Origin of the sequence: Brooklawnia cerclae (genome assembly GCF_011758645.1) — a bacterium.
Classification (GTDB): Bacteria; Actinomycetota; Actinomycetes; order Propionibacteriales; family Propionibacteriaceae; genus Brooklawnia; species Brooklawnia cerclae.
The window spans coordinates 644693-671439 of sequence record NZ_JAAMOZ010000001.1 but is presented as its reverse complement, the minus strand read 5'-3'; the positions used below and the strand labels follow the sequence as shown (position 1 = coordinate 671439).

29 protein-coding genes are annotated in these 26747 nt (G+C 68.1%); 8 read left to right on the top strand and 21 right to left on the bottom strand.

Annotated elements, in window-relative coordinates; genetic code table 11:
- Positions 1 to 35 precede the first annotated feature (35 nt).
- Together FB473_RS03305 and clpS are read right to left on the bottom strand one after the other, a co-directional pair.
- Positions 36 to 638, bottom strand: coding sequence for a DUF2017 family protein (locus FB473_RS03305; RefSeq protein ID WP_167164810.1), 603 nt, complete (start codon positions 636 to 638; stop codon positions 36 to 38).
- Positions 639 to 643: 5 nt separating this feature from the next.
- Complete coding sequence (clpS, locus tag FB473_RS03300) at positions 644 to 955, bottom strand: ATP-dependent Clp protease adapter ClpS (RefSeq protein ID WP_167164808.1); 312 nt, start codon at positions 953 to 955, stop codon at positions 644 to 646.
- Between the two features lie 68 nt (positions 956 to 1023).
- On the opposite strand from clpS, the gene FB473_RS03295 reads away from it, so the two are divergent.
- Together FB473_RS03295 and FB473_RS03290 are read left to right on the top strand one after the other, a co-directional pair.
- Positions 1024 to 2379: a nicotinate phosphoribosyltransferase gene (locus FB473_RS03295; protein ID WP_167164806.1), complete on the top strand. Its 1356-nt coding sequence runs from the start codon at positions 1024 to 1026 to the stop codon at positions 2377 to 2379.
- Between the two features lie 7 nt (positions 2380 to 2386).
- Complete coding sequence (locus tag FB473_RS03290; RefSeq protein ID WP_167164804.1) at positions 2387 to 2971, top strand: isochorismatase family protein; 585 nt, start codon at positions 2387 to 2389, stop codon at positions 2969 to 2971.
- A 27-nt stretch (positions 2972 to 2998) separates the two neighbouring features.
- Here FB473_RS03290 and malQ read toward each other — a convergent pair whose 3' ends face one another.
- From malQ to FB473_RS03275, 3 genes are all read right to left on the bottom strand, one after another.
- Positions 2999 to 5167 (bottom strand): 4-alpha-glucanotransferase, encoded by a 2169-nt coding sequence (gene malQ, locus FB473_RS03285; RefSeq protein ID WP_167164802.1) that lies wholly within the window; start codon positions 5165 to 5167, stop codon positions 2999 to 3001.
- A 61-nt stretch (positions 5168 to 5228) separates the two neighbouring features.
- Positions 5229 to 5933 (bottom strand): RDD family protein, encoded by a 705-nt coding sequence (locus FB473_RS03280; protein WP_167164800.1) that lies wholly within the window; start codon positions 5931 to 5933, stop codon positions 5229 to 5231.
- Between the two features lie 48 nt (positions 5934 to 5981).
- The gene (locus FB473_RS03275; RefSeq protein WP_167164798.1) at positions 5982 to 6512 is read right to left on the bottom strand and encodes an RDD family protein; all 531 of its coding nucleotides are present in this window, start codon (positions 6510 to 6512) and stop codon (positions 5982 to 5984) included.
- Between the two features lie 113 nt (positions 6513 to 6625).
- On the opposite strand from FB473_RS03275, the gene FB473_RS03270 reads away from it, so the two are divergent.
- Positions 6626 to 7855: a serine/threonine-protein kinase gene (locus FB473_RS03270; RefSeq protein ID WP_167164796.1), complete on the top strand. Its 1230-nt coding sequence runs from the start codon at positions 6626 to 6628 to the stop codon at positions 7853 to 7855.
- An 8-nt stretch (positions 7856 to 7863) separates the two neighbouring features.
- Here the strand turns inward: FB473_RS03270 and FB473_RS03265 are convergent, their stop codons facing one another.
- The 7 genes from FB473_RS03265 to FB473_RS03235 all read right to left on the bottom strand — a co-directional run bounded on the left by FB473_RS03265 (position 7864) and on the right by FB473_RS03235 (position 15673).
- Positions 7864 to 9249: an MFS transporter gene (locus tag FB473_RS03265; RefSeq protein WP_167164794.1), complete on the bottom strand. Its 1386-nt coding sequence runs from the start codon at positions 9247 to 9249 to the stop codon at positions 7864 to 7866.
- Between the two features lie 46 nt (positions 9250 to 9295).
- On the bottom strand, positions 9296 to 10195 hold the full coding sequence (gene dapA / locus FB473_RS03260; RefSeq protein WP_167164792.1) for a 4-hydroxy-tetrahydrodipicolinate synthase: 900 nt from the start codon (positions 10193 to 10195) through the stop codon (positions 9296 to 9298).
- Positions 10196 to 10208: 13 nt separating this feature from the next.
- A complete protein-coding gene (locus FB473_RS03255; protein WP_243863707.1) occupies positions 10209 to 11168 on the bottom strand; it encodes a phosphoglycerate dehydrogenase in 960 nt (319 codons plus the stop codon).
- A gap of 2 nt (positions 11169 to 11170) precedes the next feature.
- The gene (locus FB473_RS03250; protein WP_167164788.1) at positions 11171 to 12589 is read right to left on the bottom strand and encodes an Nramp family divalent metal transporter; all 1419 of its coding nucleotides are present in this window, start codon (positions 12587 to 12589) and stop codon (positions 11171 to 11173) included.
- 118 nt (positions 12590 to 12707) lie between these two features.
- Entirely contained in the window at positions 12708 to 13487 is a 780-nt protein-coding gene (locus FB473_RS03245) for a DeoR/GlpR family DNA-binding transcription regulator (RefSeq protein ID WP_167164786.1), read from the bottom strand.
- Positions 13488 to 13527: 40 nt separating this feature from the next.
- The gene (gene pdxA, locus FB473_RS03240) at positions 13528 to 14535 is read right to left on the bottom strand and encodes a 4-hydroxythreonine-4-phosphate dehydrogenase PdxA (protein ID WP_167164784.1); all 1008 of its coding nucleotides are present in this window, start codon (positions 14533 to 14535) and stop codon (positions 13528 to 13530) included.
- Positions 14528 to 15673 carry a nucleotide-binding domain containing protein gene (locus FB473_RS03235; RefSeq protein WP_167164783.1) on the bottom strand — a complete coding sequence of 382 codons (1146 nt, stop codon included), beginning with the start codon at positions 15671 to 15673 and terminating at the stop codon, positions 14528 to 14530. Before FB473_RS03235 ends, pdxA begins: the two co-directional genes overlap by 8 nt.
- 131 nt (positions 15674 to 15804) lie before the next feature.
- Between FB473_RS03235 and FB473_RS03230 the strand changes: the two genes are divergently transcribed.
- From FB473_RS03230 to FB473_RS03220, 3 genes are all read left to right on the top strand, one after another.
- The gene (locus FB473_RS03230; RefSeq protein ID WP_167164781.1) at positions 15805 to 16782 is read left to right on the top strand and encodes an aldo/keto reductase; all 978 of its coding nucleotides are present in this window, start codon (positions 15805 to 15807) and stop codon (positions 16780 to 16782) included.
- A gap of 81 nt (positions 16783 to 16863) precedes the next feature.
- Entirely contained in the window at positions 16864 to 17127 is a 264-nt protein-coding gene (locus FB473_RS03225; protein WP_167164779.1) for a DUF3039 domain-containing protein, read from the top strand.
- Positions 17128 to 17152: 25 nt separating this feature from the next.
- A complete protein-coding gene (locus tag FB473_RS03220) occupies positions 17153 to 17728 on the top strand; it encodes a GNAT family N-acetyltransferase (RefSeq protein WP_167164776.1) in 576 nt (191 codons plus the stop codon).
- On the opposite strand, the gene FB473_RS03215 is transcribed toward FB473_RS03220, so the two are convergent.
- The 9 genes from FB473_RS03215 to FB473_RS03175 all read right to left on the bottom strand — a co-directional run bounded on the left by FB473_RS03215 (position 17709) and on the right by FB473_RS03175 (position 24719).
- A complete protein-coding gene (locus tag FB473_RS03215) occupies positions 17709 to 18809 on the bottom strand; it encodes a sulfate/molybdate ABC transporter ATP-binding protein (protein WP_167164774.1) in 1101 nt (366 codons plus the stop codon). The two genes, FB473_RS03220 and FB473_RS03215, sit on opposite strands and share 20 nt — an antisense overlap.
- The gene (locus tag FB473_RS03210; RefSeq protein ID WP_167164772.1) at positions 18806 to 19603 is read right to left on the bottom strand and encodes an ABC transporter permease; all 798 of its coding nucleotides are present in this window, start codon (positions 19601 to 19603) and stop codon (positions 18806 to 18808) included. The genes FB473_RS03215 and FB473_RS03210 overlap by 4 nt, the downstream gene beginning before the upstream one ends.
- The gene (modA, locus tag FB473_RS03205; RefSeq protein ID WP_167164770.1) at positions 19584 to 20393 is read right to left on the bottom strand and encodes a molybdate ABC transporter substrate-binding protein; all 810 of its coding nucleotides are present in this window, start codon (positions 20391 to 20393) and stop codon (positions 19584 to 19586) included. Before modA ends, FB473_RS03210 begins: the two co-directional genes overlap by 20 nt.
- Positions 20390 to 20794, bottom strand: a complete 405-nt coding sequence (locus FB473_RS03200; protein WP_167164769.1) for a TOBE domain-containing protein — start codon at positions 20792 to 20794, stop codon at positions 20390 to 20392. Before FB473_RS03200 ends, modA begins: the two co-directional genes overlap by 4 nt.
- A gap of 102 nt (positions 20795 to 20896) precedes the next feature.
- Complete coding sequence (gene ahcY, locus FB473_RS03195; protein WP_167164767.1) at positions 20897 to 22312, bottom strand: adenosylhomocysteinase; 1416 nt, start codon at positions 22310 to 22312, stop codon at positions 20897 to 20899.
- An 18-nt stretch (positions 22313 to 22330) separates the two neighbouring features.
- Complete coding sequence (locus FB473_RS03190; protein ID WP_167164765.1) at positions 22331 to 23359, bottom strand: SIS domain-containing protein; 1029 nt, start codon at positions 23357 to 23359, stop codon at positions 22331 to 22333.
- 13 nt (positions 23360 to 23372) lie between these two features.
- Positions 23373 to 23576 carry a Trm112 family protein gene (locus tag FB473_RS03185; protein ID WP_167164763.1) on the bottom strand — a complete coding sequence of 68 codons (204 nt, stop codon included), beginning with the start codon at positions 23574 to 23576 and terminating at the stop codon, positions 23373 to 23375.
- Between the two features lie 9 nt (positions 23577 to 23585).
- Positions 23586 to 24392 (bottom strand): HAD-IIB family hydrolase, encoded by an 807-nt coding sequence (locus tag FB473_RS03180; protein ID WP_341770013.1) that lies wholly within the window; start codon positions 24390 to 24392, stop codon positions 23586 to 23588.
- Positions 24393 to 24401: 9 nt separating this feature from the next.
- Entirely contained in the window at positions 24402 to 24719 is a 318-nt protein-coding gene (locus FB473_RS03175; RefSeq protein ID WP_376837277.1) for a DUF3499 family protein, read from the bottom strand.
- Positions 24720 to 24872: 153 nt separating this feature from the next.
- On the opposite strand from FB473_RS03175, the gene FB473_RS03170 reads away from it, so the two are divergent.
- On the top strand, positions 24873 to 25310 hold the full coding sequence (locus FB473_RS03170) for a metallopeptidase family protein (protein WP_167164761.1): 438 nt from the start codon (positions 24873 to 24875) through the stop codon (positions 25308 to 25310).
- 539 nt (positions 25311 to 25849) lie between these two features.
- Positions 25850 to 26743: a DUF1684 domain-containing protein gene (locus FB473_RS03165; protein WP_167164759.1), complete on the top strand. Its 894-nt coding sequence runs from the start codon at positions 25850 to 25852 to the stop codon at positions 26741 to 26743.
- Positions 26744 to 26747 lie beyond the last annotated feature (4 nt).

The window sequence follows — 26747 nt, the reverse complement described above, 5'->3', positions numbered from 1 at the left end:
GCCCCGACGCCGAGACCCGGCCCGAACGCGCGGGGTCAGTCCCGGGCCGCGAGCAGCGACTCCTGCACCCAGCCCAACCACTCGTAGATCGAGAACACCCAGGTGCGCGGGTTGTCGTCCGGCAGCTCCGACAGATCCTCCGCGTCCTCCGCGCACTCGATGCCGAGACGCACGGCCAGGGCGAGGCGCACGTTCGTGAGGCTCTTCAGCCACGCATCCGTGTGGTCGTCGGGCACGACGCAGTGTCCCGAGTCGCACTGGTCCAGATCGGCCATGACCACCTGCGCCGCGACGACCTTGTCGTCGCGCTGGGCGGTCTGGGTGAAACGGTGAAACTCATGACTGGCCACCGGATCGCCCGGGTAGGCATCGGGGAACAGCCTCTGCAGGACGGGATCCAGGTGCGGGGCGACATCGCCGATGTCCTGGTTGTCACCGGTCATCTCGTGCTCGAGACGGGCGAAGATGTCGTCATCGTCGGGCAGCGGAGCGACCCGTTGTGTACCGGGGCCGAAGTGCCCGCCCGCATCGTCCAGCAGCAACTCGACCAACTGTCCGAGGAGCCCTCGCAGAAGCTCGACCTCGGCCTCCTCGAACTCGCACGAGACCATGGCCCGATGCCGGCGGAACGCTCGCACCGCGATCAACCCGCCTGTTCCAGGGTCGCCCACAGCCCATAGCCGTGCATCGCCTGTACATCGCGTTCCATCGCCTCTCGCCCCCCGGAGCTGACGACCGCACGGCCCTCCATGTGCACCTGCATCATCAGGCGCTCGGCACGCGACCGCGGATAGTTGAAATACGTGCTGAAGACGTGTGTGACATAGCTCATCAGGTTGACCGGATCGTCCCACACGATCGTCACCCAGGGCTTGCTGGTCAGCGCGTCCTGGGCAGGCCGATCGTCGATGGCCGTGCCGCCCGCAGGATGCACGGAAATCGGTTCGCTGGCCATGAGCCCATTGTGGCGCACGCGTGCAAGCGACCCGACGCCAGCGTCGAGTTGGGCCTAGGCTTGCGCACATGACGTCAACGGCTCTGCTGACCGACATGTACGAGCTGACCATGATCAAGGCCGCCATGCATGCCGGGACAGCCTTCCGCAGGTGCACCTTCGAACTGTTCCCCCGCCGTCTCCCCCCGGGTCGCAGCTACGGCGTCGTGGCAGGCACGGGACGCGCCCTGGAGGCCCTGCGCGCCTTCCGTTTCGGGGACGAGGAGCTCGCCTTCCTGCGCGCCAACGGCATCACGGACCCCGAACTCGGTGCCTGGCTCGCCGACTACCGGTTCAGCGGGAACATCCGCGGCTACGCCGAGGGCGATCTGTTCTTCTCCGGGTCCCCGATCATGGTCGTGGAGGGCAGCTTCGCCGAGGTCGTGCTGTTGGAGACGCTGCTGCTGTCGATCTTCAACCATGACTCCGCGGTGGCCTCGGCCGCCTCGCGCATGACCCTGGCCGCCGAGGGGCGCCCCATCATCGAGATGGGCGGGCGCCGCACCCACGAGCAGGCGTCGGTCGCCTCGGCACGAGCGGCGTGGATCGCCGGATTCGGCTCCAGCGCGTGTCTGGAGGCCGGACGCAGCTGGGGCATCCCCGTGAGCGGCACGGCGGCCCATGCCTTCACCATGCTGTTCGACACCGAGGAGGAGGCGTTCCGGGCGCAGCTCGCCGCACAGGGCGAATCGACGACGTTGCTCGTCGACACCTACGACGTGGACGAGGCGATCCGCACGGCCGTGCGCCTCACCGAGGGTCGTCTGGGCGCCATCCGCATCGACTCCGGTGACCTGTCGACCGAGGTACGGCGCGTCCGCAAGCTTCTTGACTCGCTCGGGGCGACCAGCACGCGCATCATCGTCACCAACGACCTGGACGAATACCAGATCGCGGCCCTGCGCGGCGCACCGGTCGACGGGTTCGGGGTCGGCACGTCCGTCGTGACGGGGTCCGGGCATCCGACCTGCGGCATGGTCTACAAGATGGTCAGCCGGGCCGACTCGGACGACAGGTCGGCCCCACAATCGCCCGTGTCGAAGAAGTCGAAGGACAAGTCGACGATCGGCGGGCAGAAGTTCGTCCTGCGCGAGATCGGGGACGACGGCATCGCCACGGCCGAGGTGATCGGCGTGGGTGTCACCCCGCGCTCCGACAGCAACGACCGCATGGTCATGGTCGATCTCGTGCGCGACGGCCAGATCGTCGGTACCGAGCCCCTCAGCGAGGCGCGGGCGCGTCACGAGCGGGCGATCGCGGAACTGCCGCTGCCCGGGCGCAAGATCAGCAGGGCGGAGCAGGCCATCCCGACCGTCTTCGTGGACGAGACCGGCCGCCCCGTCGACAACGTGTACGTGGCGGGCAAACCGCCGGCCAACCTGTGAGGCACCCATGACTTCCGCACTCATTGTCGTCGACGTCCAGAACGACTTCTGCGAGGGGGGCTCGCTGGCCGTCCGGGGCGGCAACGCAGTCGCCTCGGCCATCGCCGAGTGGCTCGGCCCCGACTCCGATCTCGCCCGGGCTCACGGCTACGACTACGTCGTCGCCACGCGCGACCACCACGTCTCGCCGGGATCGCATTTCTCGGACACACCCGACTACGTCGACTCCTGGCCACCCCATTGCGTCGTCGGCACCCCCGGCGCCGAGTTGAACCCCGCGTTGCACGACACCACCTTCGACGCGGTCTTCGACAAGGGCGCGTTCACCGCCGCCTACTCGGGTTTCGAGGGAACCGTCGGCGGCGAGGCCGGCGGGGTCCCGCTGGACGAATGGCTGACCAGGCACGGCGTCGGCCAGGTGGACGTCTGCGGGCTGGCCACCGACCACTGCGTCCGGGCCACCGCGCTGGACGCGTCCGGCCACGGCTACCACACGACCGTGATGCTCGGGCTGTCGGCCGCGGTCGACCCCACGCGGGTGCCCCAGGTGGTCGAGGAGTTACAGAACGCCGGGATCCAGGTCACACTGTGAGGCCTCGCCCCCACGGCTACTCGCCCGTCAGGCCCGGGTGCCGCGCCTCGGTGGACGCCACGGGCCCGGTGCCCTGCTGAACCCGTTCATCACCGCCGCCAGCCTCATGGGACGCTCCAGCTGGTAGATCTCCTCCAGCAGCACCGGGCGGCCGTCGGGGCCCGACAACGGGATCTGCCAGTTCGGGTACTGCTTCCAGGTGCCGGGCTGGTTCTGGACGCGACGATCGCCCACCGCGTCCACGAGCGCGACGTTGAGCACTCGCGCGCGCGTCGACATCAGATACCGGTACAGCCCGAGCACCTCGGTCTCGACCGGGTCGTCGCCGTCGTCGGCCAGGAGCCCCCGCTCGCGCAGGCGCTGCGACCACATGGCGAGCTCACGGTCGGCCTGGGCCATCTCCTCGTCGAGCGATTCGGTCAGCAGCCCGAGCGATCCCCGCAGCTTCACGTGGTCCTTGGCGAGGAACCCCGCGGACGGCGGCAGGTCATGGGTGACCACCGACCCCATCGCGGCCTCCCGCCAGTTCTCCGGGGGAACGGGCTGGCCGTCGTCCCCGTACTCGAACCACAGCACGGAGGTGCCGAGGATTCCGCGCTCGGCCAGGTAACCCCGCACCCACGGCTCGACGGTGCCGAGATCCTCCCCGATGACGAAGGCGTCGGCCCGCTGCGCCTCGAGCATGATGATGCCGATCAGCGCGTCGTGGTCGTACCGCACGTAGGTGCCGTCGCGCGGGGTCGTGCCCTCCGGGATCCACCAGAGCCGGAACATGCCGAGGATGTGGTCGATCCGCACGCCGCCCGCATGCCCGAGGGCGCTTTGCAGCATGCTCCGGAAGGGGGCGTAGGCGGTGTCGGCGAGACGGTCGGGACGCCACGGCGGCTGGCCCCAGTCCTGCCCCACCTGGTTGTAGGCATCGGGCGGAGCCCCCACGACGATGCCCTGCGCATACAGATCGCGCATCATCCAGGTGTCGGCGGATGCCCCGCTCACCCCGACCGCGAGGTCGGTGACGACACCGACCGGCATGCCCGCGTCCCTCGCCGCCTGTTGCGCATCGCTCAGCTGGTCCCAGGCGACCCACTGCAACCATTCGTGGAACGTGACGTCGTCGATCAGCTCGGTGTGCAGGCGGTCGACCTCCGGCGAACTGGGCCGCTGGAGCGCCTCGTCCCACTCACGCCAGTCGTTGCCGTAGTGCTCGCACAACGCGCACCAGGTGGCGAAGTCGCGCAGCCGCCGTCCCTGTCTGCGCCGGAAGTCGTCGAAGGCCATCCACCTGGCGGGACGCAGTCCCGCGGCGAAGACGAGCCGCAGGGCCTCGCGCTTGGCGGCCCAGGCGGCGTCCCGCTGCAGGTACTCCTCCCCTGCCAGCTGCTCGGTCAGGTTCGCCCGCAGGTCGGCGATCCGGTCACGGACCTGCTGATCGACCACCGCGTACTCGCCCACGGCCTCGGGGCGGATGTACATGGGGTTGAGGAACAGCCGTGAGCTGGGCAGGTAGGGAGACACGTCCATCGGTGCGACCGGCTGGGCGGCGTGCAGGGGGTTGATGAGCACGTAGTGGGCATATTGCTGGGTGGCCGACCACACGACGAGGTCAGACAGGTCGCACAGGTCGCCGATTCCCCACGAATGCCGCGACCGGACGCTGTACAGCTGGGCGCCGTAGCCCCACAGGCGCCGGCTGCCGAGCCGCTGGGGCATGCCGAGGTGCCGCGGGGTCACGATGAGGGTGGAGTCGGCCTGGCGATCGTCCGAGACCAGTTCCAGCCTGTGGTACCCGGTCGGCAGATCCGCGGGAATCTGGAAGCTGGCCTCCCCCGTGAGCACACCGTCCACCTCGCGTGGCGGGACCAGGTGTTCGCGTTGTCCCAGGTAGCGCACCTCGCCGGTCTCCAGGCGAAGGCGCACCTCCGCGGGATGCCCATGGACGATGTGGGCCTCGACGTGGGTCTGCGTGCCCACCGGGACGACCACCACGGGTGGCAGGCTCCGGCGCCAGGGTTTCAGCTGCACCTCGGCGATCGCGTCGGCCACCTTCTCGGGAGTGGACGCGTCCACCCCCATCGCCTTGAGCACACGGACGATCGTGTCCTCCGAGACGACGGTGTGGGTGCCTTTCCAGTCCCAGAACTCGGTGGCCACTCCGAGCATGTCGGCAAGGGCGGCCAGCGACGTCTGAACTGCCATGCGGGTTCCTTCTCGAGCTGCTCACGATGACCAGCCCAACCCTATCGCCCCAAGTGAGGGATCAACGGATCCGAACGACCTGAGTCCTGGCGATCATGTCGTGGAAGGTCTGGCGCCTGCGGTTGAACAGCGGTGCGAGATAGTTGACGAGGACGACGATGTTGATCGCGGACAGCACCGCGTAGGCCGCGTTGCGCAGCAGGCTCGTGCCGAGTGCCAGCCCGCGGTGTTCCTGGCCGCGTTCCAGGGGGACGACGCGCAGCCCGAGCGCGAGCATACCCAGGGTGCCGCCCTTCAGCACCTGCAGCGAGACCGAGTAGCAGAACTGGAGTGCCAGGCTGATCAGGTAGATCGCCCAGTAGGGCCGCATGATGCCGTAGCTCGAGTCGGTGTAGTCGGGCATGACGCCCCCGCTGTTCGCCGCACGCATCGCGTCGTCGAACCATGCCTCGAATCCCGTGACCAGGTTGGAGGTGAACGGGATCGTGACGATGCCGGCGATCACGCCCACGACGAGGCTGTCGATGAGCAGCGCCGCCACCCGCGACCACCAGCCGGCGAGCGGCACCCCGTCGGCGGTCGCGGGGCCGTAGAGGGGCCCGGGACGGTATCCGGTCTGCGGGCCCACCGGCATCGGCTGCGGAATCGCCCGCACGTGGTAGGTCCACGCCCTGCCGTCCCAATATCGTTCCTGACCGGGGACGGCGGGATCCGGGTACCAACCGGCCATCGGTTGCGTCTGCGGGGACTGGTCAGGGTAGCTCACGGCATCCAGCATTCCACACGGCCGTGTCGCACGCGCATCGCAGGCGGGTCACCAGACGGTGATCACCTGGGTGCGCGCGACGAGATCGTGGACGGCCTGGCGCCGCGGCATCACGATGACGAGCACGAGACCTATGAGCGCCAGCACCGGGATCAGGCACGCGATCACGTAGGCGAGCGTGCGCACGAAGGCCGTCCGGAACGGGACGCGCCCCGCCCATGGCCTGCCGGTGGGGACGACTCTCAGCCCCACCGTGAGCATGCCCAGCGTCCCGCCCTTCCATGTCACCAGGATGCTGGTCACCAGCAGGACGCATGCCACCGTGATCGCGGCCACCGTCAGCGTCGGGCGGAGCAGACCGAACTGGGACGAGAACAGGTTCGTGCTGCCGGCGTTGCGCCACAGGCGCAGCCCGTCGAGCAGGCTGTCGTAGAAGAAGAGCCCCACCACTCCGAGGCCAAGCACCGCCGGCACGGCGTCCATGACGGCTGCCCGGACCCTGGGCCACCACGAGGCGAGCGGCGGGTTCATCGGTGGGGCCGGCGCACCCGTCGGCGTCGTCGGAGCACTCGGAGTCATACGACCAGCATTCCACAGCGCTCGGCAGCGGTCGGTCGCACGGATGCGTCCGAGAGTCGTCCATGGTGGGCACCGACTGGCCCCGGCTGCGAAGATTGTCCATGATTGGCGTGATGGAGACGATCGGTCGGTATCAGGTGGGGGCGCGCATCGGCGTGGGCTCCTTCGCGACCGTCTTCAAGGGCCGCGACCCCATCCTCGACGTGCCCGTCGCGATCAAGGTGCTGGCCGAGAACTGGTCGGCGAATCCGGACGTCCGCAACAGATTCCTGGCCGAGGCGAGGCTGCTGCGCCGGTTCCACGACGAGCGCATCGTCCCCGTGCACGACATCGGGACGACGGCCGGCGACCAGCCCTACTTCGTCATGGACTACGCCGACGCGGGCTCGCTGGAGCAGTTGCGGCGTCAGCCGACCGCCCCCGGGCGTGCCCTCCGGCTCACCGCCGAGGCCGCCCGCGGGGTCGAGGTGCTTCACCGTCACAACGTCATCCACCGCGACATCACGCCCGGGAACATCCTGCTGCAGTACTCGAAGCAGGGGGTACGGGTGATGCTGGCCGACCTCGGCGTGGCCAAGTCGTTGACCGAGCCCCAGGAGGGGACGATGACGGCCGGCACCCCGGCCTACATGGCCTACGAGCAGGCGACCGGAGGGTGGCTCGACCAGCGGGTCGACGTCTACTCGCTGGCAGCGGTGGCCTATTCCCTGCTCACCGGGCATCCGCCGTTCCCCATCAAGACGCTCAACGACCTGCTCGTCCGCGACTGGTCCGTGGGGGTCACACCGATCGCCGACACGCTGGGGGCACCCCCGGTGCTGGACGAGGTCATGGCGATGGCCCTGTCCCCCGATCCACAGCAACGGCCGCAGTCGGCACTGGAACTCGCCACCGTCTTCGACGCCATCGCCGACGTGCTGCCGGGCGGCGACACCTATGCGCCTCGTCCCGAGGGAATGGACGTGACTGCCACCGGTGCGTCCTGGGCCCCGTTCGGGGGGACGAGGCCCCTGGCCCCACCCCCTCTGTCCGGCGGCTCACCCGAGGCGTTGTCATGGCGTTCGGCCCCACCCCCGATCGCGCCGCCCGGCACCGGCTGGGGTTCGATGGTGCCGCCCTCCCCGTCCTCGGCGGGCAGCTACTACTCGCTGGGCCGGACGAGTTCGGTCGTCCCCCGGGACGAGACCCCCCAGCAGATGCTCGACAAGTACCTCGGCGAAGGCAAGTACACCGTGGCCGAGCCGAAGGAACGGCGGCCGGTCAGCTTCTACGTCGCGGTCGGGATCGGGTTGACGGCCGTCTTCCTGCTCGCGCTGGTCCTGACGATCAGGTACCTGACCTGACCGCCGGCTCAGCCGACTCCAGCTGACTCGTTGCGCACCGGGCCGACGCGCAGGGCCATGACGAACGCCAGGGCACCCATCAGCGCGGTCATCAGGTAGATCGGTGTGAAGGTACCGGACGCGTCCAGGCGCGTGTGCAGCGCCGCGAAGATCGAGCCCGCGATGCCGGTGACCACACTGTTGCCCAGACCTTCTGCCACCTGCAGGGACGAGGTGTTGCGCCCGATCTGGTGTGGCTCGCTGACCTGCATGTTCGCCAGGGAGGTGCTGCTCACCAGAAGGCCCATGCCGAGCCCTGCGGTCGTGAAACCGACGGCCGTGACGATCCAGTGCAGGGTGAGCCACGCACCCAGACCCATGATCCCGGCGCCGGCACCCACGGCGACCGCACCCAGGGCGATGATCTGATCGCGGCGCAGCCGGAGCCAGCGTTGTGCCTGGACCACCGATCCGATCGTCCACCCGGTGGCTCCCAGCGCCAGGAACAGGCCGGCCTGGCTCAGGTCGAACGCGTAGACGTCGGTGAGCAGCAGGGGCGCGAAGCTCTCGGAGGCGAAGAAGGCGCCACATGCCAGACCACGAGCCGCCATCACCGAGGGCAGTCCCGTGGCGAAGCGGATGAACCCGCTCGGCATGAGCCGCGGTAGCCCGGCCAGCAGAGCCACGACGCCGCACACCCCTGCGATCAGCCCGAGCCAGTCGAGCCGCTGACCGGCCAACTGGATGAGAGCGGCGCCGACGGCACCCGCGACTGCTGCCCATACGGGGACCGGGTCGGTCGGCGCCTCCGGTTGGATGTGACGTGCGTTGAGCTCACGAAGCGGCGCGTAACCGATGAGCATGATGACGACCATGACCGGCGCCACACCCCAGAACACCCAGTGCCAGCTGAACTGGGTGGTGATCCATGCCGACACCGGAGGGCCGATGAAACTCGGCAGCACCCAGCAGAACGACAGGACGCTCATGAGGCTCGCCCGCTCGCGGGCGCCGTAGGCCTGGGCGACAACGACCATGAAGGACAGGTTCAGCGCCCCGCCGCCGAAGCCCTGCAGGAACCTCGCGGCCAGCAGCCACTCCATGCTGGGAGCGGCCCCCGCAGCCACGAGCCCGAGTACGAAGATGCCTGACCCGACGCCGAGGGGAATGACGGGCCCCATCCGGTCGACCCACCGTCCCGCCAGGACGATGGCCAGCACCTGGGCCATCAGGAAGGCCGTGAACGCCCAGGCATAGAGCTCGAGGCTGCCGAGATCCTCGGCTGCGGCAGGCATCGCGGTGAGCGTCCCGTAAGCCTCGAAAGCGGTCACACAGGCGCCGCCGAGCAATGCGATGGTGAGGGCCGTGCTCCGGCCGCCCCGCTCGGGTGCGGGGGCGGCGTCGGGCTGGGTCACCGAACCAGTCTGGCACGGCAGTCAAGCCGGGCCCGGGGCGCACGTCCTACTTCATACCGTTGACGGCACCCTCCGCGAGCACGCTGCGCAGTTCCTCCAGCCCGGTCTCGGACAAGGAGTTGAAGGGTGCGCGGCAGAGCCCCACCGGGCGCCCGAGAAGGTTCGTCGCGAGCTTCACGACAGTGTTGGGATTACCGTGTCGAAAGACACTCCGGAACGCGCGGATGGAGTCCTGCAACTGCTTGGCATGAGCGATGTCCCCGCTCCTCCAAGCCTCGTAGATCCCCACCATCGTCTCGGGGTAGACGTTCGCCACCCCCGTGATGGAACCAGCCGCACCGGCCAACAGAGCCCACAGGATCAGCGAGTCGCTTCCGCACAGGACTGCGAAGTCGCGGCCCGCGACGCAGGCCAGATACTGCAGCAGGTTGTCGAAGTTCCCGGACGAGTCCTTGACCCCCACGATGTTCGGCACCTCGGCCAGCTTCTCCAGCGTGGCAGGGGCGATGACATTACCTGTGCGAGCGGGGATGTTGTAGCAGATGACCGGGAGCGTCACGGCATCGGCCACAGCTGTGAAATGCCTGATGAGTTCCTGTTGGGAAGCAGCAGCGAAGTACGGGGTGATGACCGATATCGCCGATGCTCCTGCGGCTTGCGCACCCTTCGACAGCGAGATCGCCTGCGACGTCGTGACGCCTCCGGTACCCGCATAGACCGGAACGGCTTCGCCGACCTCATCGATGACGATCTCCAGCACGCGCGTTCGTTCCTGATCGGTCATCGCATAGAACTCGCCGTTCGTGCCACCTGCGAACACACCGTGTGCCCCGGCCGCGACCATTCGTCGCGCATGCGCTCGCAGTTCAGTTTCGTTGATCGACTCGTCCTCATTGAAAGGCGTTACCATCGCCGGAATGATGCCCCGGATCCCGCTGGCCTCCATGTACAGTTCCTCCTCAGTCCTTGATGATCACCGGATGCCGGGGCGCCCGTCCCGACAAGACAGCCAGGATGTCCTCGACCACGGACATGCCCATGAGTTCGTTCGCGTGGTCGGTGAACGCACCTATGTGCGGCGTGAACACGACATTGGGCGCCGTCAGCAGCGGGCGACCCACTGGGGGTTCGACGGCGAAAGCGTCCGCCGCGTATCCGGCGAGTGCGCCGTCGCGCAACGCGGCCACAACCGCGTCCTCGTCGACCAGATCACCCCTGGCGGCATTCACGAGCACCGCCCCGGGTTTCATCCTCCCGATGGCCTCGCCGCCGAGCAAGGGGCCGGTGCCCGTACTGGGCAGGTGAAGCGTGACCACATCCGCCTCGGCGAGAGCGGCATCGATTTCCTCACAGCGCTCGACGCCTGCACGCTCGAACTCCGCCGGTGCAAGAAACGGATCGTAGGCGATCACCCTCATACCGAACCCGTGGGCTCGTTTCGCCACCTCATGGCCTATGCGGCCGAATCCCAGGATCGCCATCGTCCGGTCGACCAGTTCCGGGCCATGGAATCTCTCCCATCGGCCCTCCAGCAAGGAGTTGTGGGCGTCGACGATCTTCCGTTGAAGGGCGAGCAGGAGACCCATGACGAGGTCCGCCACAGCCGTGCTGTTCATGCCCGGGGCGTTCACGACCGTGATCCCGCCCAGCGCCGCTCTGCCGACATCGATGTTGTCGACTCCGACCCCGTGCTTGGCGATGACCTTCAGATTCCGTCCTGCGGAGATGGCGGCGGCGTCCAACTCATCCAGAGCGACGATGACGGCGTCCGCGCCCCCGAGTTCCTCGCGCACCTGCCGCGACGAGAGCGGTGAGGACGCTTCGGGGTATCGCACGCTGACCCCCGCTTCTCTGAGAGTCCGCAGCGGACGATCGGACCATTGGCTGAAACTCGGTGAAAGGATTAGCACCTCGTACATCGTCATGCCACCGAGATCCCGAAAGCTTCGAGCAGCGAGATCACCGACAAGGCAGCGATTGCCGTGGAACTGATGATCAGCATGGCGTTGAGGAACCGGTTCGACTTGAACCGCTTCGGCACCCCCGTCGTACGCAGGTACCAGACCGCGACGACCACCGCCGCGAGGAACACCGCGCCGCCGATGCCGCCGACCATGACCATGGCGACCGGAGCCTTGAGGCCCAGATAGGTCGACGCCCAGATGATCGGCATGACGATAGTGAATATCCGGATCAGCTTCACCCGGAATCCGACATTGTGCCAATGAAACACCCCGAAGGTCGCCAGGTTGTTCGCCCACAGCCGCGGGACCGATGCGGTCGACGCGATGAACGTCGACCACAGGACACCGATGGCGCCGACGAGGAAGATGTAGTAGCCGGCCGGTCCGAGCACGTCACTGTACATGTGGGAGAGAGTGAGGATGACGTCGTTGCCGCTCGGGTTGAGCCCCTGGGGATGCAGGACCGCAGCACCCATCGTGTAGAAGGACAAGGTGCACAGCGTGCAGATCACCCACGACACCAGGATGTCCAGCCGCATGACCTTGATCCAGCCCTCCGCGCGCTTCGCGCGCTCCTCCGAGCCGTCGTCAGGGCCTGTCCACCGCGCATATCCCTTCTCCATGCACCAATAGGTGTACGTGGTCATCTCGTCGGCGCCCACGCCCGTCAGGCCGAAGACTGCGACCGCGATTCCCACGGCACCCGCGGGGATGTCGAAACTGAACCCGCCTGCGATATCGCCGATTCCGAAGGCGAACTTCGTCGCCGACAGGGAGGCGGCCAGCCCGACCGTTGTCAAGGTGAAGACAACCACCATCCAGAAGGCCACGTTCTCCAGCAGCTTGTACTTGTTCAGGACATTCAGGGTGACGGTAACCACCAGGATAACGATCGTCCAGAACACCAGGGAACTATGGCCGAGCGGCTCGCCGACGACCGGAAGCATGATCGAGAACGCAGAGACAGTTCCGCCGATGATGCCGCCGCGCTGGAACATCTTGGCGAAGTCCATGAGGATCCACAGCACGTTGATCCAACTCGCCTTGCCGATTCTGAAGGGCACCCGGGCGTATGCCTGCATGGCCGGAACGCCGTTGAGAATGGTGTAGGTGGCCAGTTCCATCTGCACCCAGACCTTGACCAGGGTGGACACGACGATGAGCCACAGGAGGGCGAAGCCCACCCGGGCGCCCATGGTCGTGGTCGTGATCAGTTCCCCCGACCCGATGACGGCGGCAGACATGATCATGCCGGGCCCGAGGAAACGCCAGCGCTCCTTCATGGTGACCGGAGCGGTCTTCGCCTCAGCCGGATCGAGTGCGTACAAGTCTGTTGGCTGTTGTGTGGACACGGGACTGACCGTCGTCGTACTCATCATTGAGTCCTTCCATCAGGCATCCTTGCGCGATGCACGCACCATTACACACCATGTGCATTATTTGCGCAATAGTTGGCCCGACAACGCGGCACAGCTGCGCGCAGCGCGCAGTATTTCAGTTCACCTGATCACCGGCGGGGCCAACCACGACGACCTCGACGCCTCGCCGGGCGAATGCTCCCACCTGCGCATCAGAAGCCCCGTCGTCGGTGACGAGCGTCCACCGACGAGGCATCCGTACCCATGCGTGGAACGGCTCCTGGCCGAGCTTTCCTGAGTCGGCAAGCACATACGTTCGCGTGCTGCTCCTCCACATCAGTTCCTTGAGTCGGGTCTGCACCAGGCTCGCCTCACAGATCCCGCGCTCGGGCGTGACGCCGTCGGCCCCCAGGAAGACCACGTCGAAGGTCATCGTCTCGAGCGCCGCCTCGGTGAGCGGCCCGACGAAGCCCTGGCTCATTTCGCGCAACTGACCGCCGAGGCAGATCACCTCGATGCCTTCGACACCCGAGATGGCCGCCAGCGGCGTCAGACCGGTCGTGGCCACGGTCAGCCGCCGATGACTCCTGAGGGCGCGGGCGAGTTCAGCGGTCGTCGTGCCCGCGTCCAGCAAGACGCTGTCCTCCTCCTGCACGGCGGTGGCAGCCCACTTCCCGATGGCGACCTTCGCTGCATGGGACTCCTGGGCGCGCTCATCCAGAGGCTGTTCCCGCGGATGCACGGCCATCGCCCCGCCGTACGTCCTCGCCAACTGTCCCTCAGCACTGAGCCTGGCCAGGTCGCGACGAATCGTGGACGCCGTCACGTCGAAGAACACCGCCAGATCGTCCACACTCGTAGGGCCACCCGACTTCGCGAGGTGGAGTATCTCTTCCCGGCGTTGCGCGGCCCTCATGGTGTGCTCCTTCCGAACCCCGACCAATCTACGGGGCGGCTCACCGGCGACGCGCGAGCGACACCGCCTGACGAAGAGCCTCAACCATGCTCTCGAACCTGACAACGCCCTTTCCCGCGATGTCGAAAGCGGTTCCGTGGTCCACCGAGGTACGGATCACCGGGAGTCCGACAGTCACGTTCACACCGTCCTCGATGCCCAGCACCTTGACGGGAGCATGCCCCTGGTCGTGATACATGGCCACGATGAGGTCGTAGTCGCCGCGCCCGGCGAGGTAGAACGCGGTGTCCGCAGGCAGCGGGCCGTCGACGTCCAACCCTGCGGCGCGCACGACCTCGATGGCCGGGACGATCTTCGACTCCTCCTCCCCATGACCGAAGAGCCCGCCCTCCCCCGCGTGCGGATTGATGGCACACACCCCGATATGAGGATGGTCGATGCCCGCTCGGACCAGCGCCTCGTTCCCCCGGCGGATGACGCGCTCGACCAGTCCCGGCTCGATCCTGGCCACCGCATCCACCAGACCGATGTGTGTGGTCACGTGGATGACGCGCAGTTTGGAAGTTGTGAGCATCATCGACACCTCGGGGGTACCCGTGAGGTCGGCGAGCATCTCCGTATGCCCGGGATACGGATGCCCACCCATGTGGAGTGCCTCTTTGTTGAGCGGCGCGGTGCAGATCGCGTCCACCTCTCCCTTGACCGCGAGATCGGCGGCCACCCGGACGTACTGGAACGCCGCGTCCCCGGCGACAGCACTGAGCTGGCCCCAGGGCAGATCACCGGGCAGCAGCCCGAGGTCGATCACATTGATGCGCCCAGGAGCGTTGACGGCCTCGCTGACACGCTCGACCCGCTGGATCGTCGCGTCGACCCCCATGATCCCGGCAGCCTTCTCCAGGCGTCCGGCGTCGCCGATGACCACGGGCACGCACATCCCGAGGACCTCCGGCCGCGTCACGGCGGCGACGACGACCTCGGGGCCCACGCCGGCCCCGTCCCCCATCGTCACGGCGACGACAGGGAGCGCTGGCAATTCATCAGACATGGTTGTTTCCTTTCGCTACCGAGGACCTGGCCGAATCCAGGGCATCGACCAGATGAACAAGCGAGGCATCGCCTCCGAAAGAGCCGGGACGAGTGACGACCAACCGTTCGCCGGCAACGCTCAGGACCGCTCCCGGCTCGATCTCGCGAATGACGTCGAGCCGTCGCACACGCAGACTCGCCAGGACCGCCGCGGCCGTCTCGCCTCCGATGATCACCAGATCGGAGGCGTCGTCACCCAACCACCGGCACAACTGCTCCAGCAGCGTGGTGCCGATGCGCGGGTCAAGCTCGCGACCGGCAACAGGGTCGCCCGCGTCCAGCGTCACGACCACGATCCCCGTCCCGACCGGGCGCTTCGGCGGCTCCGCGTCTCCGAACCCGAGGACGTACAACCCGGCTCGCCGATCGTCCGCGAGCCGACTCACCTGCCTACGAGCGGACAGCGCCGCACTGCCGACGACCACGGTCACCCCCGGTGGACCTCCGACCGCGACGAGCGGCTTCTGGTAAGGACGCCGAAAAGGCACCAAAGCCCGGCACAATGCTGAGGCGCCGACCAGGATCGCACCGCGCTCCACGGCCATGGCAGCCGCGTCTTCGGGACGCTCGTTGTCGGTCAGTTCGCACACCGTCACCATGCCGGGCACCAGCGCGTCCTGGCGGAGCGGGCCGTCGACGATCCGATGCGGAACCTGCGCGAGGAGATCGTCGACGGAACGCGGCACCTTGTCGCGTTCACGAGCCCACAGACCGGTCTCGTGGAGCGGGATGCCGTCCACCTGGAGCACCCCGGAGACGATCCGGCGCCCCTGTTCTGGCAGCGAAGGTGAGTAGAGGACCGGTCGCCCCGTCCCGACGAGCAGCGACAGTGTCGGCACCAGCGGGCCACGAAGGATCGAGTCGGTCTTGACGAAGACGATCGCCTCGTCGTCGACACGATCGAGCTCGGCTCGTAACCTCGCGAGATGCACACCGGCAGGCAGTTCGCGAGATCCGAGACTCACAGCCCGGCTCGGCGCGCGACCGCCCATGCCTGCGTCCACATGGACCGGCAAGCCCCCGAGCGCCGCTGCAGCCTCGCAGGCACCGGACAAGTCGTCCGCGATGACCACCACATCCCTGTGTCCGACGCTCATGCTCCACCCCCTGTCGGCGCGATCCCAACAGCGCGACCACTGCCTCAACTATGCCAGATTCGCGCAATTCATGCCAATTGTTGCGCACAATGCGCATGTCTGGAACCATGTGGGCAAGGAGGAAGAACACAATGCTGAATGAACCGATCGTCATCGCCGACGTCGATGTCCCCCTGTCACGGCTGGTGCTGGGCACGATGTCCTTCGGCGACACGGCCGATGCCACCACGGCCGCACAGATCTTCGAAGCCGCACTGGAGGCCGGCGTGACCGGCGTGGATTGCGCAAACGGCTACGCCAAAGGAACCACCGAGGAGATCATCGCCCCGCTGGTGTCCGCACACCGCTCCGAGATCGTCCTGGCCACCAAGGTCGGCATGCCGCACCCGGACGATCAGGGCAGGCCCCCGCTCGCCCCGGAGTCGATACGCGCCTGCCTGGACGGATCGCTACGCAGGCTCGGAGTCGACTACGTCGACATCTACTACCTGCACCAGCCCGACCGCCGGACACCGCTGACCAGGACGATGGAGACGATCGCCCAACTGCACCGGGAGGGGAAGTTCAAAGCACTCGGCGTCTCCAACTTCGCCGCCTGGCAGGTGGCCGACATCGAATATCTGGCGCGCGAGTTCGGAGCCCCACGCCCGATCATCGGTCAGAACGTCTACAACCTCGTCGCTCGGCGGCTCGAGGACGAATGGCTCGAGTTCGCCTCGGCCCACGACATCGTCACCATGTGCTACAACCCGCTGGCCGGAGGCCTGTTGGTCGCGCCCCCGTCCAGCTCCGGCGCACCGACCCGCTTCTCCGGTTCGGTCCTGGCCGACATGTATCGGAAGCGGTACTGGACTCCCGAAGTGCTCGGCTCTGTCGACCGCATCGCCGCCATCGCGGACGAGGCGGGAACACCGCTGCCGGAGCTCGGACTGCGCTGGCTCGTTTCCCAGCCAGGTGTCGGTTCCCTCCTCCTCGGAGGCGACAAGGTGGAACACGTGATGTCCAACATCGCCTCCATCGGGAAAGGTCCGCTACCCGACGATCTCGTCCGGGCAGTGAGTGCCGCGACCGATCCGCTCAAGGGTTCGATGCCCGCGTACAACCGCTGACCGTGGACGGTGTGGTGGCGGGGGCATCGCCCAGAGCGAAGCCTCTGCCACCAAGCCATGTGGGCGTGTCACACTTGGTGCATGACGCAGTTGGCCCCTGGTTCGCAGACGATCACTCGCGAGCGCACGGAAGAGCGCTACGAGGAAGGTGACGAGGAGCGCTTCAGCCACTACGTGCCGAAGGCCAAGCTCACCGAGGCCCTCGTGATGGGCACCCCGGTCGTCGCCCTGTGCGGCAAGGTGTGGGTGCCGCACCGCAACCCCGACAAGTACCCGGTCTGCCCGACCTGCAAGGAGATCTGGGAGTCGATGAAGCCCGGCAAGGACAAGGGCTCCGACAAGTAGGACCGCCCCGACGAGGGAGACATCGATGGCGATCGAGGTGCGGCCGGCCGACCACGACCGGTTTCCCGACGTCGAGACGATGCTCGGCCCCAAGCGACCGGACGCGACGGTCTGCTGGTGCCTCAGCCACCGTATCGACTCCCGGACGAACAACTCGCTGCGTGGACGCGACCGCCGCGACTACGTCGAGGATCTCACCCGGCAACCCGTTCCCCCGGGCGTGCTGGCATACGACGGCGATGACGTCGTCGGGTGGGCCGCGGTGGCTCCGAGGGCGGAGCTACCCATCGCCCGCTCGCGGCTGATCCCCCACGTCGACGACCGCGACGTGTGGTCGGTCTGGTGCATGCGGGTGCGCCCGGGATACCGCGGCAGGGGCATATCGCATCCCCTGCTCACCGGGGCGGTCGAGTTCGCACGTGCACACGGCGCGCCCGCCGTCGAGGGCTACCCCGTCGACAACGGTGGCCAGAAGGTGAATCTCACCATGGCGTTCGTGGGCACCAGGGGTGTGTTCGAGAAAGCGGGGTTCACGTTCGCGGTGGCCACCGGCGCGGTCGCCGGTGGCTTCCCCCGCGTCCTCATGCGCCGGATGCTGTGACTCCGGAACTCGGCGCCGAATGCGCCGAGACACCACTGATCGCCACTTCCTGAGCCTTCACCGACAGCCACACCCGCGTGCCGGGCGCGAGTTTCAGTTCCGCAGCCGACGCCGTGGTGATGTCCGCGGCCAGTTCGAGTTGCCCCACGTCGGCACGCACCCGGATGCCGTGCGGAAGCGGCTCCAGGACGTTGACCTGGCCCTGCCACACGTTGCGGGCGCTGGACTCCGGGCGCGACAGCGAGACGACGATCGAGGACGGCCGGATGACCGCGAGGACTTCGTCCCCGGCGGGTTCGTCCTCGGGAATCCCGTGGATGTGCAGCCCCTCGCCGATCAGCGCGTCCGTGCCGTCCAGGCGTCCCCGCACGAGGTTCACCCCGGCCAGCCCGGCCGCGAACGACGACGTCGGGCGTCCGAGCACCCGAGCGGTCTCGCCCTGCTCCACGACGCGTCCGTTCTCGATGACGGCCACCTCGTCGGCGAGCGAGACGATGTCGAGCAGATCATGGCTCACCAGGATCGTCGTCAGACCGCGCGTCGCCTCGGTCAGCACCTGGCGCAGCCCCGCAGCGACACGCACGTCGAGGGCCGATGTCGGCTCGTCCAGCAGCAGCGCGTCAGGGGATGCCGCGAGGGTTCGCGCCAGGGCGACCCGCTGGGCCTGGCCTCCTGACAGTTCCCGGGAAGGCCGGGGCGCGAGCTCGGCGACACCGACACGCTCCAGCCATTCCAGGGCCGTCGTCCGGGCCGAGTGACGAGACGCGCCCTGGCTGCGCGGGCCGAAAGCGACATTGTCGAGCACAGACAGGTGCCGGAACAGCAGACCCGACTGCGCGAGCAGGCCGATTCGCCTGCGGTGCACCGGCACCTGGATTCCCGCTTCGACATCGGTCAGCACCCTGCCGTCCAGTTCAACGCGCCCGGCATCGGGCAACAAGAGCCCAGAGGCGACCTGAAGCATGGTCGACTTGCCGGCGCCATTCGGGCCGATCACCGCCAAGACGCGTCCCTGCGGAACGATCAGCTCGGCGTCCACGTCACGCTCGTCGACGCGGCCGGCGACACGCAATCCGCTCATCGGCTGAGCTCTCGACCGTAGACGGAGGCCACCACCGCTGCGGCGACCACGACGAGCACCAACGACAAGGCCACCGCGGCATCCGGGTCGACCTCGCGTTGCAGATAGATCTCGAGCGGCAACGTCCTCGTCCGGCCCTGAAGGCTGCCGGCGAAGGTGAGCGTGGCGCCGAACTCCCCCAGCGCACGCGCGAACGCGAGCACCGCCCCGGACGCGAGCGACGGGGCCACCGACGGCATCACCACGCGGGTGAAAACCCTGGTCGGGTTGGCCCCCAGCGTCGCAGCCATCGTCTCCAGATCACGTTCGGACGATCGCAGCGCCCCCTCCAGGCTGATCACCAGGAACGGCAGCGACACGAACATCTGCGACATGACGACCGCGACTGTCGTGAAGGCGATCTGGATGCCCAGCGGGTCGAGATAGCGGCCGAGCAGGCCGCGACGGCCGAATGCCTGGAGCAGCGCGATGCCGCCGACCACGGGCGGCAGGACGAGGGGCAGCAGTACCGCGGTCCGCAGCGCCCTGCGTCCCCGGAACTCGAGCCGTGCGAGCACGACCGCCAGGGGAACGCCGACCACCAGGCACAGGATCGTCGTCGCCAACGCGGTCTCCAGGCTCAGGACCAACGCCGCCCGGGACGACTCCGAGGTCACCAGACCCACGAAGTTGCCCCAGTCGACGCTGGGCACCAAGCTGACGATGGGAATCAGGATGAACGCAGCCGCCACGACGGCGGGGGCGACGAGCCAGCCCGGCACCCCCGCCCGCGTGTCAGCCTTCCGCAGGGCCAAAGCCCGCCTCGTCGAAGACGCTCTTGCCGGCCTCGGACAGCACCAGGTCGATGAACGCCTGGGCGCCCTCGGCGTTCGTGGTGCTCTTGAGCAGGCCGATCGGGTACACGTTGGTCACCTCGGCGGCCTCGTCGAAATCGACGGCCGTGACCTCGTCACCCGCACCCTTCGCGTCGGTCCCGTAGACCAGGCCGGCGTCCGCCTCACCACTGGTGACCTTGGTCAGCACGCCGGTCACCGCGTTCTCCTCGCTGACCGGTGTCAGGGTGACACCCGCGAGCTCGGTCACCGACTTGGTCGCCGACCCGCACGGCACCTGTTCCGCGCAGATGACCACCTTGAGATCGGGGTTGGCCAGATCGGCGAGGCTCGCGATGCCGTGCGGGTTGCCGGGGGCGGTGACGATGGTCAGGTGATTTGTGACGAAGGGAACCGGGTCGCCGTCGATGAGGGCGGCGTCGGTGGCCTTGGTCATGTTCTTCTCGTCCGCACTGGCGAAGACGTCACCGGGGGCTCCCGACTGCAGCTGTGACACGAGGTCGCTCGACCCGGCGAAGACGAACTCGACGTCGAGGTCGGGGTTCGCGGCCATGAGGTCGTCGCCCAACTCGGTGAAGGTCTTCTGCAAAGAGGCCGCCGCGTAGACGGTGATGGAGCCCGAGAGATCGCCGGCCGCGCTCGACGACGCGGAGGCACCCGACGACGAACTGCTTGTGGAGGAATCACCCGACTGCCCGCAGGCTGTCAGGGAAAGCGTGAGGAGAAGTGCGGCGGCGGCAAGGCGTTTCATCGGGGGGCCTCCTGGGTTTCGATAATGACGTTGGTTGATTTGATGACAGCGACAGCGACGCTGCCAGGCTCCAATCCCATTTCGCGGACGGAGTCGGCGCTGATGAGCGAGGTGATGGTGAAGGGCCCGCAGCGTAGTTCCACCTGACCCATGACCTCGTCGACCTTCACCTCGGTCACCAGTCCGACGAGGCGATTACGGGCCGAGACCCTGCCCCCGAACGTCTCGTCCGGGGCTGCGGGCTTGCTGGCCGCATAGTGCGCCAGCGCGTCGCCGGGGATGACCTTGCGTCCACTCGTATCCCGGCTGTGGGGCAACGTGCCCGCATCCACGAGACGCCGCACCGTGTCGTCGCTGACGCCCAGAAGGGAGGCAGCCTCCGCGATGGTGATGATGTCCATGACGGACATTCAAGCATCAGCGGATGACAGCCCGCCTTTGATCCGCATTCACGGAGTCACAATCGCGTTACAACCGCATATCGTTTTGATAGCGCCGAACCCTCAGTAGCGATAATCGTCGGCCTTGTACGGGCCGTCGACCGGCACCCCCAGATAGTCCGCCTGTCGATCGGTGAGCGTCGACAGGTGCACGCCGAGGGCCTCGAGATGCAGGCGCGCGACCTGCTCGTCCAGCCTCTTCGGCAGGACGTGCACACCCACCGGAAAAGCGTCGTGGTTGGTGAACAGTTCGATCTGGGCCAGCACCTGGTTGGTGAAGGAGTTGCTCATGACGAAGCTCGGGTGGCCGGTGGCGTTCCCCAGGTTCAGCAGGCGCCCGCCCGACAGGACGATCACCCCATGCCCGTCCTCGAAGCGCCACAGGTCGACCTGAGGCTTGATCTCCTCGCAGCGCACACCCGGCCACGCCGCCAACCCGGCCATGTCGATCTCGTTGTCGAAGTGCCCGATGTTGCCGATGATCGCCTGATGCTTCATCCGGCTCACCTGCTCGGCCGTGATGACGTCGCAGCAACCGGTCGCCGTCACGAAGATGTCGGCGGTGCCAACCACATCATCGAGTCGGACGACCTGGAAGCCGTCCATGGCGGCCTGGAGCGCGCAGATCGGGTCGATCTCGGTGACCAGCACCCGGGCCCCCTGGCCGCGCAGCGACTCGGCGCAGCCCTTACCGACGTCGCCGTAGCCGCAGACGACCGCGGTCTTGCCGCCGATGAGGACGTCGGTCGCGCGGTTGATGCCGTCGATCAGCGAGTGGCGGCAGCCGTACTTGTTGTCGAACTTCGACTTGGTGACCGAGTCGTTCACGTTGATCGCGGGGAAGCGCAGCGTGCCCTCGCGGGCCATCTGGTGCAGCCTGTGGGCTCCCGTCGTGGTCTCCTCGGTGACGCCGAGCAGGCTGCTCGCGATCGCCTCCCAGTCGATGTCGGTGGTCGCGCGCAGCCGGTCGAGCACCACCCCGTACTCGGCGGAGTCGCCGGGGCCCGCCTGCGGCACGGCGTCGCCGAACTCGGCGCCCTTGTGCACCAGCAGGGTCGCGTCCCCGCCGTCGTCCAGGATCATCGTGGGCAACTCATCACCCGGCCAGCGGAAGATCTCGGTCGTGCATTCCCAGTACTCGGGCAGGGTCTCCCCCTTCCAGGCGAACACCGGGACGCCCCGGGGGTCGTCCGGTGACCCGTCGGGCCCGACGGCGATCGCGGCGGCCGCATGGTCCTGCGTCGAGTAGATGTTGCAGGACGCCCATCGCACCTGGGCGCCGAGGGCGATCAGCGTCTCGATGAGCACCGCGGTCTGGACGGTCATGTGCAGGGAGCCGCTGATCCGCGCGCCGGTCAGCGGTTTGGACGCCCCGTAGCGCTCCCGCATGGCCATGAGGCCCGGCATCTCGTGTTCGGCAAGGGTGATCTCCCGGCGGCCGAAATCGGCCAGGCCCAGGTCAGCGACGCGGAAATCCATGCCGGGAAGCCTACCCGCTCAGGGGCGGGCTCCCTCGTCCGTGCCGAGTCCGATGCCCAGGTAGGTGGCCCCGTAGAGCCCCTGCATGAGCAGGGTCACGTAGCGGTCGACCTCCGTGCCGGAACCGGCCTCGAGTTCACACACCCGCACGCTCTTCGCCTCGGCGAGGCTCCTGAGCTCCGATGTCTGCCCGGCCGCCACGTCGCTGGTCTGATCGTCCAGCAGCACGAGCGCCGGGCGACGCTGCACGTCGTCGGTGAACGGGTCAGCGAAGGGATCACGCGGTCGCACGTGCCGCATCACCTGCGCCATCTCTCCCGCGTCCGCGGACAGCGCGTGGCGTCCCGAGTGCAGGCGAAGCGCCTCCGCGATGCGGCGGGCGGCCCTGGCGGCCAGGACGCTGCCGCCCCACACGAGCGGATCTGCGTCCCCCAGCCCGCAGGCGAGGTCCTTGGCGGGGTTGGACGACAGGTCGCGATGAGGACTCGACACCTCGGCAACCATGTCGGCCGCCTCGGCGGCGTGCTCGGGATTCACCTCGGGGGCCAGCCCCAGCCGGTTGAGCAACGAGCACACCACGACCGCCGCGGCCATCACGTCCCCGGTGCGGGTGGGGACGAGGAGCGTGGTGCGCGACGACGCGGCATCGGCCACGGCCGAACCGGCGGGTGCGGCGACGAGCAGCAGACATCCCCGGCGGGCCGCCTGGGCGACCGTGGCCAACAGCGCGGACGACGAGTCGTCCTGCCTGCTGGCCAGGACGACGACCAGGTCGAGGGCTCCCACCCAGCCGGGCAGACCCGGCAGCGACCAGGCCACCAGCGGCACCGGGCAGACGGGCTCCAGCACCGCCCTCACCAGCCGGGCCTCGGCGCCGACCACCACCACGCCGCGCGGTTTGACGTCCGTGGCCCCCGCCGCCAGATCGGCGTCGGCGGCCTCGATACGGATCCGCGCACCCGTGCCCGCGAGTTGCCGGAGCTGTTCGTCGTGGGACGCGAGCACCTCGGGATCGTCCAGGCGCGTGTCGTCGAACTCGGGGATCATCGCCGCTCCTGCCTCAGTCGGGACGCCGGGCCTGGTCGACGAGCAGCACGGGGATGCCTTCGGTCACCGGATAGGCGAGCCCGCACTCGGCATTCACACACACCAGCTCGGAGGCCTCGTAGTCGACGGCGAAGCCGGAGTGGCAGGCCGGACAGGCCGCGATCTCCAAGAACTTGCTCGTGAGGCCGAGTTCGTCGACACCCTCCTGGTCGCTCATGGATCCTCCTCAGTCGTGCTGTGCGAGTAGCGGGATGAGCCGGCCCAGGAAGGCCACGGTCTGCTCGGGGCCTTCGACCGCATGGCAGCGCACGCCGAGCTCGGCCACCGGGTAGTCGTTTCCCCCGGGCATCAAGCGATCGCCGACGAACAGCATCTCGTCGAGGCCGATTCCGGTCTGCTTCGCCAGCGCGGCGATCCCGTAGGCCTTGTCGATGCCCTTGGCGGTGATGTCGATGGAGGTCGAGCCGCCGGAGCGTACCTCGAGGTCGGGCAGTTCGGCGGCGACAGCAGCCCGGAGCCGTTCACGCTTGCCACCGTCGGGGTCCCAGCGCTTCTTGTCGTCCACGGCGGCACGCTGGCCCAGCGCGGAGTAGGTGATCTGGGAACCGCGGTCCTCGATGCGGGGCCCGGCGACCCGATCGTCCGGCTCCCACAGCCCCAGTGCGCGAGCCTGGCGTTCAAGGGCCTCGATCGCGGCGGCCTTCCGGTCGTCCGGCAGGTCGTGCGCGTACACCTGCTGCCACTCACCGTCGACATGGCGCAGATAGCGCGTACCGCAGGTGGGCATCAGATGCAGTTCGGACAGGTCGGCGTCGTCCGGAAGGCGCCGCAACACCTGTGTGGCGAACTGCTCGAAGCGCCCGCCCGAGATGATGCACACGGAGCGCACGGCGAGCAGGTCGGCGAGCACACGTGCCATCTGGGACGACAGCGGCGACTTGGACGGCGCGAGGGTGTCGTCCAGATCAAAGGCGACGATCCGGATCTGCCCGGGGAGGAGACCGTCGATCTCCTGAATAACAGCCTGGGTCACCCGGCCAGCCTAGTCGATGCGTTCGCGGGCAGCGTCCGCGATGACCCGGAGGTGCCCGCGACGGCCGAGTTCGACCACGGACGCGGGATCGGGCCCCCGGGTCGACGGCGGAGCGTCGGCGAAGCCGATCTCGCGCACGGCGTTCGCCAGGGCCAACAGGTCGTCCTCGTCCGGTTCGGGCGGGCCGGGTTCGGGCTCCGACAGACGGATGACCTCCCACCCGCGTGGCGCGGTCATCGACGCGGCATGCGTGGCGCACAGGTCGTAGCAGCCCGGCGTCGCCTGCATCGCCAGAGGGCCGAGCACCGCGGTCGAATCGGCGTACACGTACGTGAGCGTCGCGGCCGCACGATTGGAACACCCGCTACGCGAGCAGTACCTGTTCATCACCCTCCAAAGGCTAATCCGCCAACCTCGGCCACCCCATCTTTGGAGCGGCTGCGGTCACCGTGTCTCGACCACCGCATTAGAGTCTGGGGCATGCCGCACCGCAGGGATCGCCATGGACGCGGGGTTCGCGGCCCGCTGGCACTGCCGAACCGGTTCACCGGACACCCCATGCGATTTCCCGGACGCAGCACGGCAGCCGAGTATTTCCTCGAGTGTATGACCGCATCGGTCCAACGGCTGATGGAGACCTGCCCGGAAGCGCTCGTGGGCGTCGACATCGGTGTGGAGGACGTCCCCAGTTCCGGTTTCGACTGGGCCGCGCTCGACCGGGTGCCGCTGGCCGCAGCGCTGGAGGCGACGCCCGATCACCCGGGACGCATCGTGATCTTCCGGCGCCCCCTCGAGCGGCGCGCCTCCGACCGGGCCGATCTGCGCGACCTCGTGCACGTCACCCTCGTGGAGCAGCTGGCCGCGTTGACGGGCCGGTCCATGCACGACATCGACCCGGACGTGGACGACGACTTCTGACGCATAGTCCTCGCTTGTCTGCAGCAAATTGCCGAGCCTTGTGACCGGATCGGCGCGCCACAGCAGCCGCCACCGCCGACCCGTCTCGGGTCGTGAGGGTGAAACCGAGGGTGAAAAACGCCGCATCACCCTCCGCATCCGTGCTAATGACCGCACGATGGAAGCGGTCGCGACCCGGACCGCACGGTGCGCGACAAGGCACCGGCGAATGGCCGGGCCGCAGGGAAGACGTACTGCTCGGGGGAACCAGTACGCCGGATCGCATCAGGACCGCGTCGACCACGCCGCAGGATCTCACCCAGGGGCACTGTGGGACTCCACGGCGAACTGCCCAGGACGGGCGTCCGCGCAAGGCCCTGATCCAACCGGGATTCCCCTGCCGTTCGTGCCCAGGGACCTGGCGCGAACGGTGGGGGACGTCCCGCATCCCCCACTGTCCGGGACCGGGTTCCCGGAGAACTCGGTTTCACCTCGGCTTGGGGGCAGAATCGTCATCAACACATGTCCGCACCAGGCGGGCACCTCAGGAAGGCGGGCCGATGACCACGACCGAGCAGCAATGGCGGGAATGGCATGAGGCCCGAGTACGGCGGCTCAACAGCCCGTACGGCTGGTTGTCGCTCGTCAGCCTGGACTGGCTCGACGAGGGAACCCCGCTACGGATCGCGAACGTGCCCGGCTCCTGGGTGCTGGTGGAGGGCATCATCACCTACGTGCCCGACGACGGCGCCGAGACGATCACGGTCGACGGGAAGCCCGTCACCGAGGCGACGGTCGTCCTCGACGAGCACGGGCAGGACGCGGGGCAGGGGCGCAGCAGCCGGCTTCTCGCGGGCGATCTCAGGCTCGAGGTGCTCTCGCGCGTCGACAGTCTCGGTGAGGCGATCCACGGGATCCGCGTGCGGGATCCGAAGGAATCGGCCCGCAGACAACTCCCCGACGTGCCGGTGTTCCCCTTCGATCCCGCATGGGTACGGCCCGCGCGCTTCGACAGCGCACCCGGCGTGCCCGTCCTTGCGCCCACCGTCGAACACGGGGTGCTGGAGACCAGCACGATCGTCGGCACTCTGACGGCCGACATCGCGGGACAGCCCCACGAGTTCGACGTGTCGGGCGAGGTCGGCGCGGACGGCCGTGTCCGGGGCATCGTCCACTTCACCGACGCCACCAACGGCCATGAGACCTACGGCGCCGGACGGTTCATCGACCTGTCGGCCGACGCACTCGCCTCGCTGACCGCTCTCGACTTCAACCGGGCGATCAGTTTCCCCTGCGCGGTGACCAACTACGTGACCTGCCCGCTCGCGCCTGCCGGCAACCGGCTGGACGTTCCCGTCACCGCCGGCGAGAAGACTCCGCCGGTCCGCGTCGACCGCCTGCAGACATATCGGAAGGACGCGGCGTCCGCCCTCGCCGACGCCCCGGCGCTGTGAGGCA

Bases quoted from the DNA above. Each gene is read 5' to 3' on its own strand.
- clpS (WP_167164808.1), bottom strand. From the start codon at position 955: ATGGCCAGCGAACCGATTTCCGTGCATCCTGCGGGCGGCACGGCCATC.
- FB473_RS03295 (WP_167164806.1), top strand. From the start codon at position 1,024: ATGACGTCAACGGCTCTGCTGACCGACATGTACGAGCTGACCATGATC.
- FB473_RS03290 (WP_167164804.1), top strand. From the start codon at position 2,387: ATGACTTCCGCACTCATTGTCGTCGACGTCCAGAACGACTTCTGCGAG.
- malQ (WP_167164802.1), bottom strand. From the start codon at position 5,167: ATGGCAGTTCAGACGTCGCTGGCCGCCCTTGCCGACATGCTCGGAGTG.
- FB473_RS03275 (WP_167164798.1), bottom strand. From the start codon at position 6,512: ATGACTCCGAGTGCTCCGACGACGCCGACGGGTGCGCCGGCCCCACCG.
- FB473_RS03270 (WP_167164796.1), top strand. From the start codon at position 6,626: ATGGAGACGATCGGTCGGTATCAGGTGGGGGCGCGCATCGGCGTGGGC.
- dapA (WP_167164792.1), bottom strand. From the start codon at position 10,195: ATGGAGGCCAGCGGGATCCGGGGCATCATTCCGGCGATGGTAACGCCT.
- FB473_RS03255 (WP_243863707.1), bottom strand. From the start codon at position 11,168: ATGTACGAGGTGCTAATCCTTTCACCGAGTTTCAGCCAATGGTCCGAT.
- FB473_RS03250 (WP_167164788.1), bottom strand. From the start codon at position 12,589: ATGAGTACGACGACGGTCAGTCCCGTGTCCACACAACAGCCAACAGAC.
- FB473_RS03245 (WP_167164786.1), bottom strand. From the start codon at position 13,487: ATGAGGGCCGCGCAACGCCGGGAAGAGATACTCCACCTCGCGAAGTCG.
- pdxA (WP_167164784.1), bottom strand. From the start codon at position 14,535: ATGTCTGATGAATTGCCAGCGCTCCCTGTCGTCGCCGTGACGATGGGG.
- FB473_RS03235 (WP_167164783.1), bottom strand. From the start codon at position 15,673: ATGAGCGTCGGACACAGGGATGTGGTGGTCATCGCGGACGACTTGTCC.
- FB473_RS03230 (WP_167164781.1), top strand. From the start codon at position 15,805: ATGCTGAATGAACCGATCGTCATCGCCGACGTCGATGTCCCCCTGTCA.
- FB473_RS03225 (WP_167164779.1), top strand. From the start codon at position 16,864: ATGACGCAGTTGGCCCCTGGTTCGCAGACGATCACTCGCGAGCGCACG.
- FB473_RS03220 (WP_167164776.1), top strand. From the start codon at position 17,153: ATGGCGATCGAGGTGCGGCCGGCCGACCACGACCGGTTTCCCGACGTC.
- FB473_RS03215 (WP_167164774.1), bottom strand. From the start codon at position 18,809: ATGAGCGGATTGCGTGTCGCCGGCCGCGTCGACGAGCGTGACGTGGAC.
- modA (WP_167164770.1), bottom strand. From the start codon at position 20,393: ATGAAACGCCTTGCCGCCGCCGCACTTCTCCTCACGCTTTCCCTGACA.
- FB473_RS03200 (WP_167164769.1), bottom strand. From the start codon at position 20,794: ATGGACATCATCACCATCGCGGAGGCTGCCTCCCTTCTGGGCGTCAGC.
- ahcY (WP_167164767.1), bottom strand. From the start codon at position 22,312: ATGGATTTCCGCGTCGCTGACCTGGGCCTGGCCGATTTCGGCCGCCGG.
- FB473_RS03190 (WP_167164765.1), bottom strand. From the start codon at position 23,359: ATGATCCCCGAGTTCGACGACACGCGCCTGGACGATCCCGAGGTGCTC.
- FB473_RS03185 (WP_167164763.1), bottom strand. From the start codon at position 23,576: ATGAGCGACCAGGAGGGTGTCGACGAACTCGGCCTCACGAGCAAGTTC.
- FB473_RS03170 (WP_167164761.1), top strand. From the start codon at position 24,873: ATGCCGCACCGCAGGGATCGCCATGGACGCGGGGTTCGCGGCCCGCTG.
- FB473_RS03165 (WP_167164759.1), top strand. From the start codon at position 25,850: ATGACCACGACCGAGCAGCAATGGCGGGAATGGCATGAGGCCCGAGTA.